The sequence below is a fragment of the Variovorax frigidus genome (genome assembly GCF_051216515.1).
In the GTDB taxonomy this organism is placed as follows: Bacteria; Pseudomonadota; Gammaproteobacteria; order Burkholderiales; family Burkholderiaceae_C; genus Variovorax.
Window position 1 is genome coordinate 77718 of sequence record NZ_JBPJZF010000006.1, and the last position, 15252, is coordinate 92969.

Below are 15252 nucleotides of genomic sequence, written 5' to 3' on the forward strand. Positions count from 1 at the left end.
GGTCGCATGCTGGGAACGAAGAACAAGCCAACGCCGTTTTTCATGGGTTGTTGACGGGGGTTCATGAGCGGTGTCCGGTTACCAGCGGGCCTTGAGGCCCAGCGATCCTTGTACGCCACTCTTCACGCGAGCGTCACCGCCCATCGCAAAAAGCCGACCGATTTCGCCGTAGACGCTCCAGGTCGTGTTCAGTGCCAGTGTCGCGCCGCCGGCCACTTCGCCCCAGCTGCCGCCGGTGCGCGTCGCGATGTCGGTGGTCGCCGCGGGGCCGATGAAGCGCGCGATGTCCGTGCCGCTGGAGGCGCGGTAGAGGTTGATCCGGCCATAGGGCTGCAGCGCGCCGAGCGAGGTGCTCATCTCGCCCTTGACGCGCACGCCCGCACGGGCGATCCAGCCGTTGTCCGCATCCTGCTGGACGCGCGCACCGGAGATCACGACGTCGTCGAGGTCCACGCGCTGGTGGATCAGCTGCAGCTGCGGCTCGATCGTCCAGCCCTGGCCCAGCGCGAAGGACTGACCGACCTCGATCGAGGCCAGCAGGCTGTCGCCCTTGCCCGTGACCGAGGGGTTGCCTTGCGGACGCAGCGTGTAGCGGTGGTCGCCGGCCTGCAGCACGGCGTCGGCGTAGAAGCCGCTGCCGTTGGTCCAGGTCGCGTAGAGGCCGAGGTAGCGCGCGCGCAGGTCGTTGCTGCCCACGCCGCCCCAGACGCCGTTGGCGAAGCCGCTGGTGCGCACGTCGCCGTCGAGCTGGCCGACATAGAGGCCGGCGTGCCAGTTGGCGTCGGCGAACAGGTCGGTGCCGACCTGGAAGCCGTCGACGCGGCCCTTGCTCGCGGGGGACACCGTGCCTTGCTGGCGCACGTCGATGTCGCTGGAGATCACGCGGCCCCAGGCGTTGCGCGGGCCGTTGGCGGCCGGCGCGCCCGCGACCGGCTCGTCGCCGATGCGCTGGTGCAGGTTGCCCAGCATGGCCAGGTCGGCCTGGCGCAGTTGCTGCGGCAGTGCGGCGAACAGCGGAACTTCGCTGCGGTAGGTCGGCACGGTGGCCGGCGGCGTGACCGGCGCACCGGGGGTGACCGGCGCGCCAGGAGTCACCACGTCGGTTTCCGAGCGCAGGTACCAGCTCTGGTCGGCGCCGTGCAGCGTGTAGGCGTAGGCGCCCGCGTCGACGTGGCCGTTGGCCAGTGCGAAGGCGTTGGCGGTCGAGGTGGCGCCGTTGCGCGCGGCCACGACTTCGATGCCGTTGCCCGTGGTCTGCGCGCCCAGGCCGCCCAGGTTGGTGATCTGGACCGTGGTGTTGCCGCTGGCGCTGCCGCCATTGAGCAGCAGGCGGTCGGTCGCGCTGCCGCTGTCGCCCAGTGCGGTGCCCAGGCGCAGCACGCCGCCGTTGCCGACGTAGTTGCCGTTCACCGTCAGGGTGGTGCCCGGTGCGCTGCTCAGCAGCGAGACGGTGCCCGCGTTGTTGAGCGACGCCACGGTCTGGTTGAAGCCGCCTGCGTCGAGCGTGGCGCCTGCGGCCACGGTGTGGGCCGAGGCGGCGCTCAGGGTGTTGGCCGCGCCTGCACGCAGCGTGCCCTGGCTGACCGTGGTGGCACCGCCGTAGGTGTTGGCCGCGGTCAGCACCAGCGTGCCGGTGCCGACCTTGGTCAGCGAGCCGCTGCCGCCGATGGCGCCGGCCAGCGTGCCGGTGAAGGCGCCGGTGTCGACCGTGGGCTGGCCCGTGCCCAGCGTGACCGCGTTCGCGATCTGCAGGCCGTCGGCTGCCAGCCGCAGCGTGCCGTCGTTCAGCGTGAGGATGCCGGAGGCGGCGCCCAGGTTGGCGTTGTCGGTCAGCGCGAGCACACCGGCGTCGACGGTCCAGGGTGTCACGCCGGCCTGCGCGCCGGTCAGCGTCCAGACGCTGGTGCCGCTCTTGTGGAAGCTGTCGAAGCCCTGGAAGGCGGTGCCGATGGTGCCGACGTCGAAGGAGGTCGCGGTGGCGTCGCCGCCCAGCGCCAGCGTGTTGTTGCTGCCGCCCGGGGCCGCGACGGCGTTGCCGTCGAAGACACCACCGGCGCGCAGTTCGAGCCGGTTGCCCGAGCCCTGGAACGCGACCGCGTTGGCGCGCACGGCACCGCTGCTGTCGAGGCTGCCCGAAATGCGGCCCGCGTTGATCACCGTGTTGCCGCCCGCGGCCGAACCCACGATGCCGACCGCGCCCGCGGCGCCCGTGCCCACGGCTGCGGCACCGGCGTTGCCGCCGCTCACCGTGCCGTCGTTGACCACCGTGGCACCGGCGTCCAGCAGCACCACGCCGCTGCCGCCCCGGCCCGCCACCGAGGTGGTTTCGATGCCGCCGACGGCACCACCGGCGCCGCCGAGGATCTGGCCCGTGGCCGTGTTGGTCACGGTGGCCGCACCGCTTGCGACGATGCCGTTGCCGCCGTTGCCGGCCTCCGTGGCCACGCCGCCCACGCCGCCCTGCGCCGTGCCGGCGTTGATGATCTGGCCGCCGTTGCTGCGCACCGCGTCGCCGCCCTTGCCGCCGCGACCGGATTCATGGCCGTCGGCCGTGATGCCGCCGGTGCCGCCTGCGCCGCCCGTCAACTGTCCACTGGCGCCGTTGCTCAGGCTGCCACCCTGGTAGAGGAAGACGCTGGTGCCGCCTTCGGCACCGTTGTAACCGTTGCCGCCCGCGCCGCCGACGATGCGGCCGGTGGCGTTCACGATGCTGCCGCCGTTGACCAGTGCCAGGCCTGCGCCGCCGCCGCCTGCGCCGTCCCACAGGGTCGAACCGCCCGCGCCGCCGGTGACGGCATGGCCGGCCGTGTCGACGGTCGCGCCCGCGGCCGTCACGACCAGCCCGCCGCCGCCGCCGCCGCCGCCGCCCGAGTAGACGATGGGCGTGGGGGGGTTCGCGCCGGCCGTGCCGGCGAGGTCGCCGGTCAGCGTCACGGACGCGCCGGCGTCCACGGTGCCAGCGCCGCCAGCGCCGCCCGGGCTGCCGTTGGAGGTGGAGAACGCGCCGCCGCCGCCACCGCCGCCACCGGCACTCAGGTCGGATCCGCCGGCTGCACCGCCGCTCGCGCCGCTGGCGACGCTGTTGCTGCCGCCCGCCGTGCCGGCTTGCGCGGGCGTCCCGGCCTGCGCACCCGCGCCGCCGTTGCCACCCAGCCCGGGATCGGGGTCGGTGGAATAGCCACCGGCGCCACCGCCGCCACCGCCGGCCAGCCCGCCGGCGCCGCCCTGGCCTTCATCGCGGTCGGCCCGGCTGCCGTTGCCGCCGCCGGAAAGAATCGTGGTCTGCGCCTGCACGCCGGCCGTGGGCCAGACAGAGATCGTCAGCACCGAAGCGAGGGCGATCGCATGGATGGCGAAGCGAGCCGCGGAGGTCCGGGTCGAGGGAATGCCCGCCGGAACGACGAGCGAGGTGTGCGACGCGAGGGTCGAGCAGCGAAGAATGTGTGTAGCCGTGTGTTTCATATTCATTTCACGCACCTGATTGGTGCAAATTGTGGATGAAATGTTAAAACAATATGACTAGTAAGAGTACAAAAGCTTACACATACCCCGCGGATTTGCGCAATTGTCCCGGGATCGTTACTTCCATCGCACCTTCCGAGCGTGCCAAGGCAGCCGGTCGCGCCCAGAGGCGCCGCGCCCCGATTTGTGTTTGTCAATCTGGCAAAGGGTGTGTGGCTTCTGTTGTAGCGGCCGGAGGGCCGGCCTAGACTTCCGACCATGCAAGGTCAGCCTCCTCGTTCCACCGACCTCAGCGGCCGATTCGGCCACTGCGGAGGGACCGCGCCGCGCCGACCGACCTTCTTCACATTCGACGGGCCGACGGCAGGGTCACACCAGACCCTCGCACATTCCTGAGCCCGGCGGTCAGCCTCCCTTCCTTTAGCGCACACCATCGACCGCCGGGCACCCGTCCCGCGCCGTAGCGCGCCCGCACGTTCCTGCGGGCCGCGCTCGCCTGGAGTGGTGGCGATGCACACACCGATCCCCCGGGGGCCCGCGCCCTCGATCGACGACGACCCCCGGTCCGGCCGCGTGCGACGCCGTACGCCGACCCCCGGCGTCCATCGCCCCGCTCGCGTGATCCGCCCTGCCCCGGGCTGAGCCGCCCCCCCCGCCTGCGCGCCGCCCAGGCGCCGCCTTTTTCCACCGAAGGACTGCCGCTTGCCGGCAGGGCCTCGGTGCTGTCCATCCCTGCGGAGAACACAACGATGAACATCCAATCGATCCTGGCCCTGACCGACCTCTCGGCGCCAAGCCGCCGCGCGGTCACGCGCGCCGGGCTGATCGCCGCCGAACACCGTGCCCTGCTGAAAATCCTGTACGCCGCGCCGGCCCTGGGCAACTGTGGCGAAAGCGATGCTGCAGCCCGCACATCGGCCCTCGCACGGGAGCTCGCCGCGCGCTTCGGCATCCTGGTCAAGTGCATTCCCCACGCCCCGGGCAGCGGGCACCTCGCGGATGTGAGCGCCGCCGCGCGTCGGGTCGACCTGCTGGTGGTCGACGCGGACTGCGAGCGACGCGGCCCCGCAGGGTTCGGCGGCTCGCCGATCACGCGACTGCTGCGCGCCGTTGCCTGTCCGGTGCTCGTGACACGGCGCGAGGCCCTGCACCGCTACCGCCGATTGCTGGTGGCGGTGGACTTCACGCCGGCTTCGAAACGCATGGTCGCGCTGGCCTGGGCGCTCGACGGCACGGCGCAGGTCGAGCTGTTCCATGCGCTGTCGGGCGCCCCGGAGGGCCGGCTGCGGCTGGCCGACGCCTCGGACCAGGCGATCAAGGCCTGCCGCCACCAGCGCCTGGGTGCGGCGCGCGAACGCATGTTCTGGCTCAGCGATTCGACGCCGGCGAATGACCGTCGGCTGGTCTCGGCGATCGGCCAGGGCGACCCGGCACGCCAGGCCGCGGTGCAGCAGCAGGCCAGCGGTGCCGAACTGCTGGTCGTGGGCAAGCGGCAACGCGTCGGACCGTTCGCGGCCCTGGCGGACCTTCTGATCGGCAGCGTGGCGCAGCGCGTGCTGGGCATGGCCACCGCCGACGTGCTGGTCGTGCCGTACGACGCGCGCTCGCGGGCGGAGCCCATCGACGCGCCCCTGGGCGCCGTTGCGAAGGCATTTCGTTCATGAGCGCGCCCGACACCCTGGACGCCTACCCGCTGCGGCAGGCGCTGCTGCCCGGCGCCCCCGACCTGCCCGTGTTCGCCGCCCGTGGCCCGGTCGACTGGTTGTCGCGACCCGAGCGCTACCAGGTCGTCTGCGAAGGCCGGGGCGGCCGCATCTATGCGACCAGCGAAGCGGCGCTCGAGGAAGCGCAACAGGTGTTGCAGGATGCCTACGGCACCCAACTGGTCCTGCGCGAGCCCGAGGTCCACACCTTCAGGGATGCGGCCGGCCGCGGGCCCTTCGAACCCGTCATGTTCCTGCGCATCAAGAGCCCCCGCGCCCGGTGCGTCGGGCTGCTCAAGGAACTCGCGCGGCGCCGCGTGCGGGTCATCGAGCAGGACGTGCGGCGCGACGATCTGGTGGTGCGCGCCGAGGTCCGGCTGGCCGATGCCCTGGGCCTGGCCGCTGCGGCGGCGCGCCTGACGAACGGCACCGCCGCGGTATGGATCTGGCTGTCGCGCTACGAGGCGGAATGGCCGCCGCCAGCGGGGTCGGCCCCATGAATCTCGCCTTGCCACTCTGTTCCTTCGGCGTCCCGGTTCGGCGGCCCTGGCAGCTGCATCGGCCGGCCGAACTGCGCATCGACGTCGATCCCCGCGCCGCCGCCGCGGACGACGCGGCGCTGGAGGCCCTCCACCAACGCCTGCATGCGCCCGGCGACCGGCTGTACGGCCTGCCGGCGTTCCCGTTGCACGATCCCGAATTCCAGCTGCGCGTGCGCGAGGCCGACGGCGAGTTCTATGCCTATGTCGAGGACCTGCGCCACGGCTGTCTCGCGGGTTCGACCGTCTTCAACCGGCTGGTCGAGGTCGGGCGCCGCGCCGATCGGCACCTGCGCGCACCCCACTCGCGCTACCGGCCCGCCTACCAGCGGCGCGGCATCGCCGCGGCCGTCTACCGCTGGGCGCTGGACGCGGGGATCTGCCTGATGACGGGCGCACGCCAGTCGCCCGGCGCGCATGCACTCTGGCAAAGCCTGGCGCGCGCGCACGCAGGCGGTTTCGCCGAAGTGCAGCACAAGCGGCTGCGCTACCTTGGCAGCGACATCGCCGAGCAGGACCTCGAACGGCTCGAAACCCGGATGTTCCTGCTGGGCCGCGGCTGGACGCTGGAGAGCTTCCGGCAGGCCACGCAGATGGACTAATCGACGCCTGCGGACTCGCCGCGGATGCGCAGCGCCGTGTCGTAGAGCGCATTGCGCGGCGCGCCGCTGATTTCGGCCGCGAGCTTGACCGCGGTCTTGAGCGGCAGTTCGGCCAGCAGCAGGCGAAGCACGCGCTCGGCCTCGGCGCCGTCGTCGGCCGCCACCGCCACCGGGTGCAGCACCAGCGCGAACTCGCCGCGCGTGCGATCGCGTCCGGCCGCGAACCAGTCGGCCAGCGCCCCGGCGGCCATGGTCGCGATCTCCTCGAACTGCTTGGTGAGCTCGCGCCCGACCGTGATGCGGCGCTCGCCCAGCACGGCCAGCGCGCGGGCCAGGGCCTCGATGCGGTGCGGCGCCTCGAGCAGCACCACGCTGCGCGCCTCGCGCGCCAGCTCGGCCACGGCCGCGTCGCGCTCGCCGGCCTTGCTCGGCAGGAAGCCCGCGAACACGAAGGCGCTGCGTTCGTCGCCGCCGTCGGCCACCAGCCCGGCGGCCTGCACCAGCGTGACCACGCTGCTCGCGCCCGGCAGCGGCAGCACCCGGTGGCCGGCCGCGCGCACCGCGGCCGCGAGCCGCGCGCCGGGGTCGCTCACGCCCGGCGTGCCGGCATCGCTCACGTAGGCGATGCGCTCACCCTGCGACAGCCGCGCGACCACCGTCTGCGCGGCCTCGGCCTCGTTGTGCTGGTGCACCGCGAGCAGCCGCGCGCCGGGCCGGTCGATGCCGTAGGCGCGCAGCATGCCCTGCGTGTGGCGCGTGTCCTCGCAAGCGATCACGTCGACCAGATCCAGCACATGCAGCGCACGCAGCGTGACGTCGGCCAGGTTGCCGATCGGCGTGGCGACCACGTAGAGCGTGCCCTGCGGATAATGCTGGGCACCCGCGGCATCGCGCGCGGCCGACAGGGCGGCGCCGAAAGAGGCGGGAGCGAGAGCATTCAATGGGATTTCTCCAGAACTACAACAAGAAGACGACAGGGAGCGGCGCACCGGCCACCACCACCAAGCAGCGCGGCGACGCGGCGGAAGACGCCGCGCTCGCGCATCTGCAGGCGGCCGGCCTGCGGCTGGTGATGCGCAATTATCGAACCCCCGGCCGCGGCGGCGGCGAGATCGACCTGATCGTGCGCGATCCGCGCGACGGCACGCTGGTCTTCGTCGAAGTCCGGCAACGCGCCGGCGGCACGCACGGCGGCGCGGGCGGCAGCATCACCGGGGTCAAGCAGCGGCGCATCGTGTTCGCTGCGCGACACTACCTGCTGGCGCTGCGCACGGCCCCGCCGCCGTGTCGCTTCGACGTGGTGCTGGTCGAGCCGCAAGGCATCGCGTGGCTGCAAGCCGCATTCGACGCGGGAACCGCCTGAGTCCCGGCGCGCTCCCACGCACCCGCAACACCTTTTGTTTCACCCCCCACGGCTATCATCACCGCCCATGCTCGAGCAACGCATACAGCAGCACTTCATCGACAGCGCCGACCTCAAGTACCAGTCGGGCCCGGTGCTCAGCAAACCCATTTCCCAGGCCATGCAGGCCGTGCTGGCCTGCGTGACCAGCGGCGGCAAGATCCTCGCGTGCGGCGCCGGCGTGTCCGGCCTGCTGGCTGCGCAGTTCGCCTCGCAGTTCGTCGGCCGCTTCGAACGCGAACGGCCCGAGCTGGCCGCCATCGCGCTGACCGGCGATGCCACCGACCCCACGGCCGACACGGCCGAGGCCGCCGATCCCGACCGTTTCGCGCGCCAGGTGCGCGCGCTCGGCCAGGGCGGCGACGTGCTGCTGGCGCTGAGCGTGAGCGGCAAGTCCGCCGCCGTGCTGGCCGCGGTCGAGGCCGCGCACTCACGCGACATGACGGTGGTGGCCCTGCTGGGCGCCAACGGCGGTTCGGTCGGCCGCGCCTTGCGCGAGACCGACGTCCAGGTTTCCGTGCCGCACGAGCGTGCGTTGCGCATCCATGAAATCCACCTGCTCGCGCTGCACTGCCTGTGCGACGGCGTGGACGCCCAGTTACTCGGAGAACAGGAAGCTTTCACATGAAGACCTCATCGATCCCCCGCCTCGTGCTGACCCTCACCGCCGGCGCCGCGCTGGCTGCCGCCCTCTCGGCCTGCGTGCCGCTGGTGATCGGCGGGGCCGCCGTCGGCGCCGGGCTGGTCGCGACCGACCGCCGCACCTCGGGCGCGCAGCTCGACGACCAGGGCATCGAGCTGCGCGGCGCGTCGCGCATCCGCGAGATCGCCAACGACCAGATGTACGTGAGCGTGACCAGCTTCAACCGCCAGATGCTGCTGACCGGCACCGTGGGCAACGACGCCGACCGCCGCCGGGCCGAGGCCGCGGTACAGGGCGTGGACAACGTGCGTTCGGTGGTCAACGAGATCCAGGTCGGCCCGTCGCGCTCGTTCCAGCAGCGTTCGAACGACACCTTCATCACCGGCAAGGTCAAGGCTTCGCTGCTCGACGCCAAGGACCTGTTCGCCAACTCCTTCAAGATCGTGACCGACAGCGGCGTGGTCTACCTGATGGGCCTGGCCACGCGGCGCGAGATCGACCGCGCCACCGACATCACGCGCGGCGTGTCCGGCGTGCAGAAGGTGGTGCGCGTGGTCGAGGTGATCAGCGAAGCAGAACTCGCCAACCAGGCGACCTCCGGCGGCACCCTGCCGAACGCGGCCCCGGCTTCTTCATCCAGCAACGGCTCGCGCGTCCCGCTGCCGCCGATGGAGCCGCTCAAGACGGCACCGGCCACGGGCGGTGCGACCGTCACGCCGGTCCGCTGAGCGAAAACGTCCCGGGAAAGCGCTATGCGGGCGCCCCGAGGTGCTTCCACAGGTACGCATAGCCCAGCGCGTCCATGAACGCGGCATCCTTGTTGTCCGTGGCCGCGCTGTGGCCGCCGTCCAGGTTCTCGTAGAGGAAGCTGGCGCCCTGGCCCAGCGCCACCATCTTCGCGTGCATCTTGCGCGCATGCGCCGGCCCCACGCGGTCGTCGCGGGTGGAGGTGGTGAACAGGGCGGGCGGATAGGCGGCACCCGCCCGCGCGTTCTCGTAGGGCGAGAAGGTCCGGATGAATTCCCATTCCTCGGGCTCCTCCGGGTCGCCGTATTCCGCGATCCACGAGGCGCCTGCCGACAGCTGCGTGTAGCGGCGCATGTCGAGCAGCGCCACCTCGCTCACCACCGCGCCATAGAGCTGGGGGTACAGCGTGAGCATGTTGCCCACCAGCAGTCCGCCGTTGCTGCCGCCCATGGCGCCCAGGTGCGCGGGCGAGGTGATCCCGCGTGCGATCAGGTCCTCGGACACCGCCGCGAAGTCCTCGCAGGTGCGCAGCCGGTTCTCCTGCAACGCCGCCTGGTGCCAGCGCGGACCGTACTCGGCGCCGCCGCGGATGTTGGCGACGACGTACACGCCGCCCCGCTCGAGCCAGGCACGGCCGATGCTGCCGCTGTAGCTGGGCTGCAGCGAGACTTCGAAACCGCCGTAGGCGTACTGCAGGGTGGGGTTGGTGCCGTCGGCCTTCAGGTCCTTCGACGCGATCTCGAAGTAGGGCACGCGCGTGCCGTCCTTCGAGCTCGCGAAGTGCTGGCGCACGCGGAAACGCGAGGCGTCGAAGAAGGCCGGGCTGTGCTTGAGTGCCTGGGGCTCGCCCTGGCCGACGGTGCCGATGTAGAGCGTGGTCGGCTGCAGGAAACCGCTCACGGTCAGGAAGTAGTCGTCGTTCTCGTACTCGTCGATGCCGCCCGCCTCGATCGTCGACAGCGCCGGCGCGCCGCCCAGTCTCTGGCGCTGCCACGCGCCGCGGCCCTCTGCCGGCGGCGTGAGCACCTCGAGCCGGTTCACCACGTCGTGCATCACGTTGACGATCAGGTGGTGGCGCGTCCACGAATGGCTGTCGAGCGCACTGCTGTCGTCGGGCGCGAACAGCACGGTGAGCTCGCGCCGGCCCGCCATGTAGTCGTCGAAGCGCGCGGCCAGCAGCGCGCCCGCGGCGTAGGTCGCGCCGCCGACCGTCCAGTCGCTGCGCGGCTCGACCAGCATCCATTCGCGCGTGACGTCGACCAGCGCGTCGTCGGGCACCTCGATCTTGGCCAGCGTGCCGTCGGCATGGCGCAGCCAGGTCTCGCTGTCGTAGAAGTCGCTCTGACGCGTGACGAAGTCGCGCTCGAAGCCGGGCGTGTTGTCGCGCCAGGCACCGACCGACATGTCCTCGTGCAGGCCCTCGTACACCGTCACGGCGCTGGCCAGCGGCGTGCCGCGCCGCCAGAGCTTCACGATGCGCGGGTAGCTGGACTCGGTCATCGAGCCGGGACCGAAGTCGGTGGCCACGTAGAGGTGGTCGATGTCTTTCCAGCCCACCTGGTTCTTGGCCTCGGGCAACGTGAAGCCACCCTCGACGAATTGCAGGGTCTCGAGGTCGAACTCGCGCAGCACGTCGGCATCCGCACCGCCGCGCGACAGCGAGATCAGGCAGCGCTGGGGGTCCGGGTCGAGGCAGTCGACACCGTGCCAGACCCAGTTCTCGCCCTCGGCCGCGGCCAGCGCGTCGATGTCGAGCACGGTCTCCCAGGCGGGCTGCGGCTGGCGGTATTCCTCGAGCGTGGTGCGGCGCCACACGCCCTTGGGATGGGCCTTGTCGCGCCAGAAGTTGTAGAAGAAGCGCGGGCCGATCTTGTCGACCATCGGGATGCGGTCCTCGGAATCGAGCACCTCGAGGATGCCTTGCTGCAGGGCCTCGAAGGCGGGCGATTGCGCATAAGCCTGCACGGTGCGCGCGTTCTGGGCGCGGACCCAGGCGAGCGGCGCATCGCCGTCGATGTCTTCGAGCCAGAGGTGGTCGTCTTGCGGGGCGGAACTGGAGGTCATGCCCCAGTGTACGAAGCCCCTGCGGCGCGCTTCAGCGCAGCCGGGTGATCAGGCTCGAGGTGTCCCAGCGCGCGCCGCCGGCCTGCTGCACATCGGCGTAGAACTGGTCGACCAGCGCGGTCACCGGCACGCGCGCACCGTTGCGCTTGGCCTCGTCGAGCACCAGGCCCAGGTCCTTGCGCATCCAGTCGACCGCGAAGCCGTAGTCGAACTTGCCCGCGATCATGGTCTTGCCGCGGTTCTCCATCTGCCAGCTCTGGGCCGCGCCCTTGCTGATCACGCCCAGCACGGCCTCCATGTCGAGGCCCGCGCGCTGGCCGAAGGCGATGGCTTCGGACAGGCCCTGCACCAGGCCCGCGATGCAGATCTGGTTGACCATCTTCGCGAGCTGGCCCGCGCCGCTCTCGCCCAGCAGCGTGACCGCGCGGGCGAACGCGGTGGCCACCGGCTGCACCTGGGCGAAGGTGGCGGCGTCGCCGCCGCACATCACCGTGAGCGCACCGTTCTGCGCACCGGCCTGGCCGCCGGACACCGGTGCGTCGATGAACTGCAGGCCGCGTTCGAGCGCCAACTTCGCGAGTTCGCGTGCCACGTCGGCCGAGGCCGTGGTGTGGTCGACGAAGACCGCGCCTCGGGCCATGCCGGCGAAGGCGCCGTCGTCGCCCAGCACCACCGAGCGCAGGTCGTCGTCGTTGCCGACGCAGCAGAACACGATCTCGGCACCGGACGCGGCCTCGCGCGGGGTGGCGGCGCTCCGGCCGCCGAACTCGGTGGCCCAGGCGGCCGACTTGGCCGGCGAACGGTTGTAGACCGTGACGCTGTGGCCCGCCTTCGCGAGGTGTCCGGCCATCGGGAAGCCCATCACGCCCAGGCCGAGGAAGGCCACCTTGCGCGAGGGAACGGAGTCGTAGGTCTTGGGGTTGAGGCTGCTCATGGCGTCAGCTTAAACGAGCCGTGCCCCGAACGCCCCGCCGCGGTCACTCGAAGACCGGCCGGAAGAAGCTGCGCTCGTAGCTCTGGATGCAGCGCGTCTCCTCGGCGTAGCGGAACGCGGCCTGGCATTCGGCGTCCTCGAAGGACTGGATGCGGTAGGTCTCGTAGGCCGCCAGCGAGGGAAAGGAGAACGAGGCCAGTGCGATGTTGTTCGCGCCTTCGGAGGGCAGCAGATAGCCGTGATGGAGGCCGCCGAACTTCCGCACCAGCGGAATCCAGAGCCGGCCGTAGTGCTCGAACTCCTTGAGCTTCGTCGGATCGATGACATAGCGGAGGTGGCAGGTGATCATGGGGTCGTGCGTCCTGTGCGTGAGGCCGCCCGGCGGCGCCGGGGCCTCGCGATTCTGCCGGCAACGGGCTCACAGCGGCGGCAGCGGACGCGACGGCTTGCGGGCGCGCCGCGGCCGCTTGTCCGAGGTCGAGGCATGACGCTCCTCGCCATAGACCAACGCGCGCTCGACCGAATCGACGCCGCCCACCGACACCGCGCCACCCGCGGCCTTCTCGAGCTGCGCGACCATGCGCGCGATGCGATCGGCCACGCTTTCGTTGCTGAGCTTCTCGCGGAAGCGCTCGACCATCAGCGGGAACGCGAAGGGCGTGGGCCGCGCGAGCGGCTGCACCACCAGGCGCTGCGTCGCGATGCGCTCGAGGCTGGCGCGCAGCCGGCCGATCTCGAGTTCCTGCGCCAGCAGTTCCTGCTCGGCCTGCAGCAGCAGCTTGTTCGCGGGGTCGTACTTGCGGAACACCTCCCAGAACAGCGAGGAAGACGCCTGCAGCTGCCGGTTGCTGCGCTTCTCGCCCGGGTAGCCCTGGAAGATCAGCCCCGAGACGCGCGCGATCTCGCGAAAGCGCCGCTGCGCGAGCTCGCTGGCGTTGAGGCTGGCCAGCACCTCGTGCAGCAGCGCGGCCTCGGTGTCGTGGTGCGCGATCGCATCCTGCGCCTGCATGTCGTGGCCGGTGCGCAGCACCTCGGGCAACAGTGCGGGCCAGTCGAGTTCGGTGGCGCACAGCAGCTCGAAACCGTAGTCGTTGACCGCGATCGAGAAGGTGCGCGGCGTGTGCTGCGCCACGCGCCAGGCCAGCAGGTTGGCCAGCCCCAGGTGCACCTGCCGGCCGGCGAAGGGATAGAGGAACAGGTGCCAGCCTTCGCGCGTCTTGAGCACCTCGGCCAGCAGCGTCTGCGGCGTCGGCAGCGCCGACCACTGCTGCTGGATCTCGAGCAGCGGCCGCACGCATTGCAGCTCGGGCGTGTCGTAGCGGCCCTCGCCAGCCAGCGCGAGCTGCTGCACCACGGCGTCGGCCAGCGTGGTCGACAGCGGCATGCGCCCGCCGTTCCAGCGCGGCACCGCGGGCCGCTTGCCGCTCGCGCGCCGCACCCAGGCCGTCATCTCGCGGATGCGCACCAGCTCGAGCATCCGGCCGCCGAACAGGAAGCAGTCGCCCGGCTTCATGCGCGCGGCGAAGCTCTCTTCGACGCTGCCGAGCCTGGCGCCGCCGATGTACTGCACCGTCATGCTGGCGTCGCTCACGATGGTGCCGATGTTCATGCGATGGCGGCGTGCGAGCCGCGCGTCGGGCACGCGCCAGACGCCGTCGGCATCGGGCACCGCGCGCTGGTAGTCCGGGTAGGCCGCGAGCGAGGGCCCCCCCTGCCGCACGAAGGCCAGGCACCAGTCCCAGCTCTCGCGCGACAGCTGCGCGTAGGCGGCGGTGCTGCGCACTTCTGCGTAGAGATCCTCCGGCACGAAGCCGCCGCCGAGCGCGACCGTGACCAGGTGCTGCACCAGCACGTCGAGGGGCTGTGCGGGCGTCTGGCGCGCCTCGATGTGGCCGGCCGCAATGGCCTCGCGCGCGGCCGCGCCTTCGACCATCTCGATGCTGTGCGTGGGCACCAGCGTGATGCGCGACGGCCGGCCCGGCGCATGGCCCGAACGCCCGGCGCGCTGCAGCAGCCGCGCCACGCCCTTGGGCGAGCCGATCTGCAGCACGCGCTCGACCGGCAGGAAGTCCACGCCCAGGTCCAGGCTGGAGGTGCAGACCACCGCGCGCAGCTCGCCGCTCTTGAGCCCGGCCTCGACCCATTCGCGCACCGCGCGGTCGAGCGAGCCGTGGTGCAGCGCGATCACGCCGGCCCACTCGGGCTTCGCCTCGAGGATCGCGTGATACCAGATCTCGGCCTGCGAACGCGTGTTGGTGAAGACCAGCGTGGTGCTGCTGCGCGCGATCTCGTCGACCACCTGCGGCAGCATCGTGAGGCCCAGGTGTCCGCCCCACGGGAAGCGTTCGGCGCGGCCGGGCAGCAGCGAATCGATGACCAGTTCCTTGGGCACTTCGCCTTGCACCATCGTGCCGTCGGCATGGCCGAGCAGCGTTTGCATGGCTTCGCCGAGATTGCCCAACGTCGCCGACATGCCCCAGACGCACAGCGTGGGGTTCCAGCGCCGCAGCCTTGCCAGCGCCAACTGCACCTGCACGCCACGCTTGTTGCCCAGCAGTTCGTGCCACTCGTCGACCACCACCATCCGCACCGTGCCCAGCACCTCGGCCGCATCGGCACGCGACAGCAGCACCGACAGGCTCTCGGGCGTGGTCACGAGCACGGTGGGCAGGCGCTGGTTCTGCGCGCTGCGCTCGGCCGCAGCGGTGTCGCCGCTGCGCGCGCCGGCGGTCCAGTCGGGCGCCAGCGCCTCGAGCGGCTGCTGCAGCGCACGCAGGGTGTCGGCGGCGAGCGCGCGCATCGGCGTGATCCACAGCACGGTGAGCGGCGGCGCGAGCGGGCGGCGGGCGGTCTTCTTCGGTGCCTCGGCCCCTGCCTTCTTTTTCTGCGCGAAGGCCCCGAGTGCCGCCAGCCACACCGCATAGGTCTTGCCGGCCCCCGTGGTCGCGTGCAACAGACCGGATTCACCGGCCGCCACGGCCTTCCACACCGCGCGCTGAAAGGCGAAAGGCTTCCAGCCGCGGGCGGCGAACCAGGCGGCGAGGGCGGCGGCGTTCATCGCTGCGAGCTTTGCCGGCGCGCGGCGCGGGCGCCATAGGACGAAGGCGCATCGTGCGCGACGGCCTTCCGCCCGACATAATCCGCTCCCCGGCGCCC

General features: G+C 71.6%; 12 protein-coding genes. 6 read left to right on the forward strand and 6 right to left on the reverse strand.

What is annotated here, in order from left to right; translation table 11 throughout:
- Positions 1 to 78: 78 nt before the first annotated feature.
- The gene (locus ACSFBC_RS18485; RefSeq protein WP_435511813.1) at positions 79 to 3327 is read right to left on the reverse strand and encodes an autotransporter outer membrane beta-barrel domain-containing protein; all 3249 of its coding nucleotides are present in this window, start codon (positions 3325 to 3327) and stop codon (positions 79 to 81) included.
- Positions 3328 to 4211: 884 nt separating this feature from the next.
- Here ACSFBC_RS18485 and ACSFBC_RS18490 point away from each other — a divergent pair.
- The 3 genes from ACSFBC_RS18490 to ACSFBC_RS18500 are packed head-to-tail and all read left to right on the forward strand — an operon-like array spanning position 4212 to position 6306.
- Entirely contained in the window at positions 4212 to 5126 is a 915-nt protein-coding gene (locus tag ACSFBC_RS18490; RefSeq protein WP_435511814.1) for a universal stress protein, read from the forward strand.
- Positions 5123 to 5665, forward strand: coding sequence for a hypothetical protein (locus tag ACSFBC_RS18495; protein ID WP_435511815.1), 543 nt, complete (start codon positions 5123 to 5125; stop codon positions 5663 to 5665). Before ACSFBC_RS18490 ends, ACSFBC_RS18495 begins: the two co-directional genes overlap by 4 nt.
- 8 nt (positions 5666 to 5673) lie before the next feature.
- Entirely contained in the window at positions 5674 to 6306 is a 633-nt protein-coding gene (locus ACSFBC_RS18500) for an N-acetyltransferase (RefSeq protein ID WP_435511816.1), read from the forward strand.
- Here the strand turns inward: ACSFBC_RS18500 and rsmI are convergent.
- Positions 6303 to 7247 carry a 16S rRNA (cytidine(1402)-2'-O)-methyltransferase gene (gene rsmI, locus ACSFBC_RS18505; protein WP_435511817.1) on the reverse strand — a complete coding sequence of 315 codons (945 nt, stop codon included), beginning with the start codon at positions 7245 to 7247 and terminating at the stop codon, positions 6303 to 6305. The genes ACSFBC_RS18500 and rsmI overlap by 4 nt on opposite strands.
- Here rsmI and ACSFBC_RS18510 point away from each other — a divergent pair.
- The 3 genes from ACSFBC_RS18510 (at position 7247) to ACSFBC_RS18520 (ending at position 9079) form a co-directional block, all read left to right on the forward strand.
- Entirely contained in the window at positions 7247 to 7669 is a 423-nt protein-coding gene (locus ACSFBC_RS18510) for a YraN family protein (protein ID WP_435511818.1), read from the forward strand. The genes rsmI and ACSFBC_RS18510 overlap by 1 nt on opposite strands.
- A 67-nt stretch (positions 7670 to 7736) precedes the next feature.
- On the forward strand, positions 7737 to 8336 hold the full coding sequence (locus tag ACSFBC_RS18515; protein ID WP_183025228.1) for an SIS domain-containing protein: 600 nt from the start codon (positions 7737 to 7739) through the stop codon (positions 8334 to 8336).
- Positions 8333 to 9079, forward strand: coding sequence for a BON domain-containing protein (locus ACSFBC_RS18520; protein ID WP_435511819.1), 747 nt, complete (start codon positions 8333 to 8335; stop codon positions 9077 to 9079). Before ACSFBC_RS18515 ends, ACSFBC_RS18520 begins: the two co-directional genes overlap by 4 nt.
- Positions 9080 to 9101: 22 nt before the next feature.
- On the opposite strand, the gene ACSFBC_RS18525 is transcribed toward ACSFBC_RS18520, so the two are convergent.
- The 4 genes from ACSFBC_RS18525 to ACSFBC_RS18540 form a co-directional block, all read right to left on the reverse strand.
- Entirely contained in the window at positions 9102 to 11162 is a 2061-nt protein-coding gene (locus ACSFBC_RS18525; protein ID WP_435511820.1) for a prolyl oligopeptidase family serine peptidase, read from the reverse strand.
- A gap of 31 nt (positions 11163 to 11193) precedes the next feature.
- Positions 11194 to 12096, reverse strand: a complete 903-nt coding sequence (locus ACSFBC_RS18530) for an NAD(P)-dependent oxidoreductase (RefSeq protein WP_435511821.1) — start codon at positions 12094 to 12096, stop codon at positions 11194 to 11196.
- Positions 12097 to 12139: 43 nt separating this feature from the next.
- Complete coding sequence (locus ACSFBC_RS18535) at positions 12140 to 12445, reverse strand: NIPSNAP family protein (protein WP_435511822.1); 306 nt, start codon at positions 12443 to 12445, stop codon at positions 12140 to 12142.
- Between the two features lie 69 nt (positions 12446 to 12514).
- Complete coding sequence (locus ACSFBC_RS18540) at positions 12515 to 15154, reverse strand: ligase-associated DNA damage response DEXH box helicase (protein ID WP_435511823.1); 2640 nt, start codon at positions 15152 to 15154, stop codon at positions 12515 to 12517.
- Positions 15155 to 15252 lie beyond the last annotated feature (98 nt).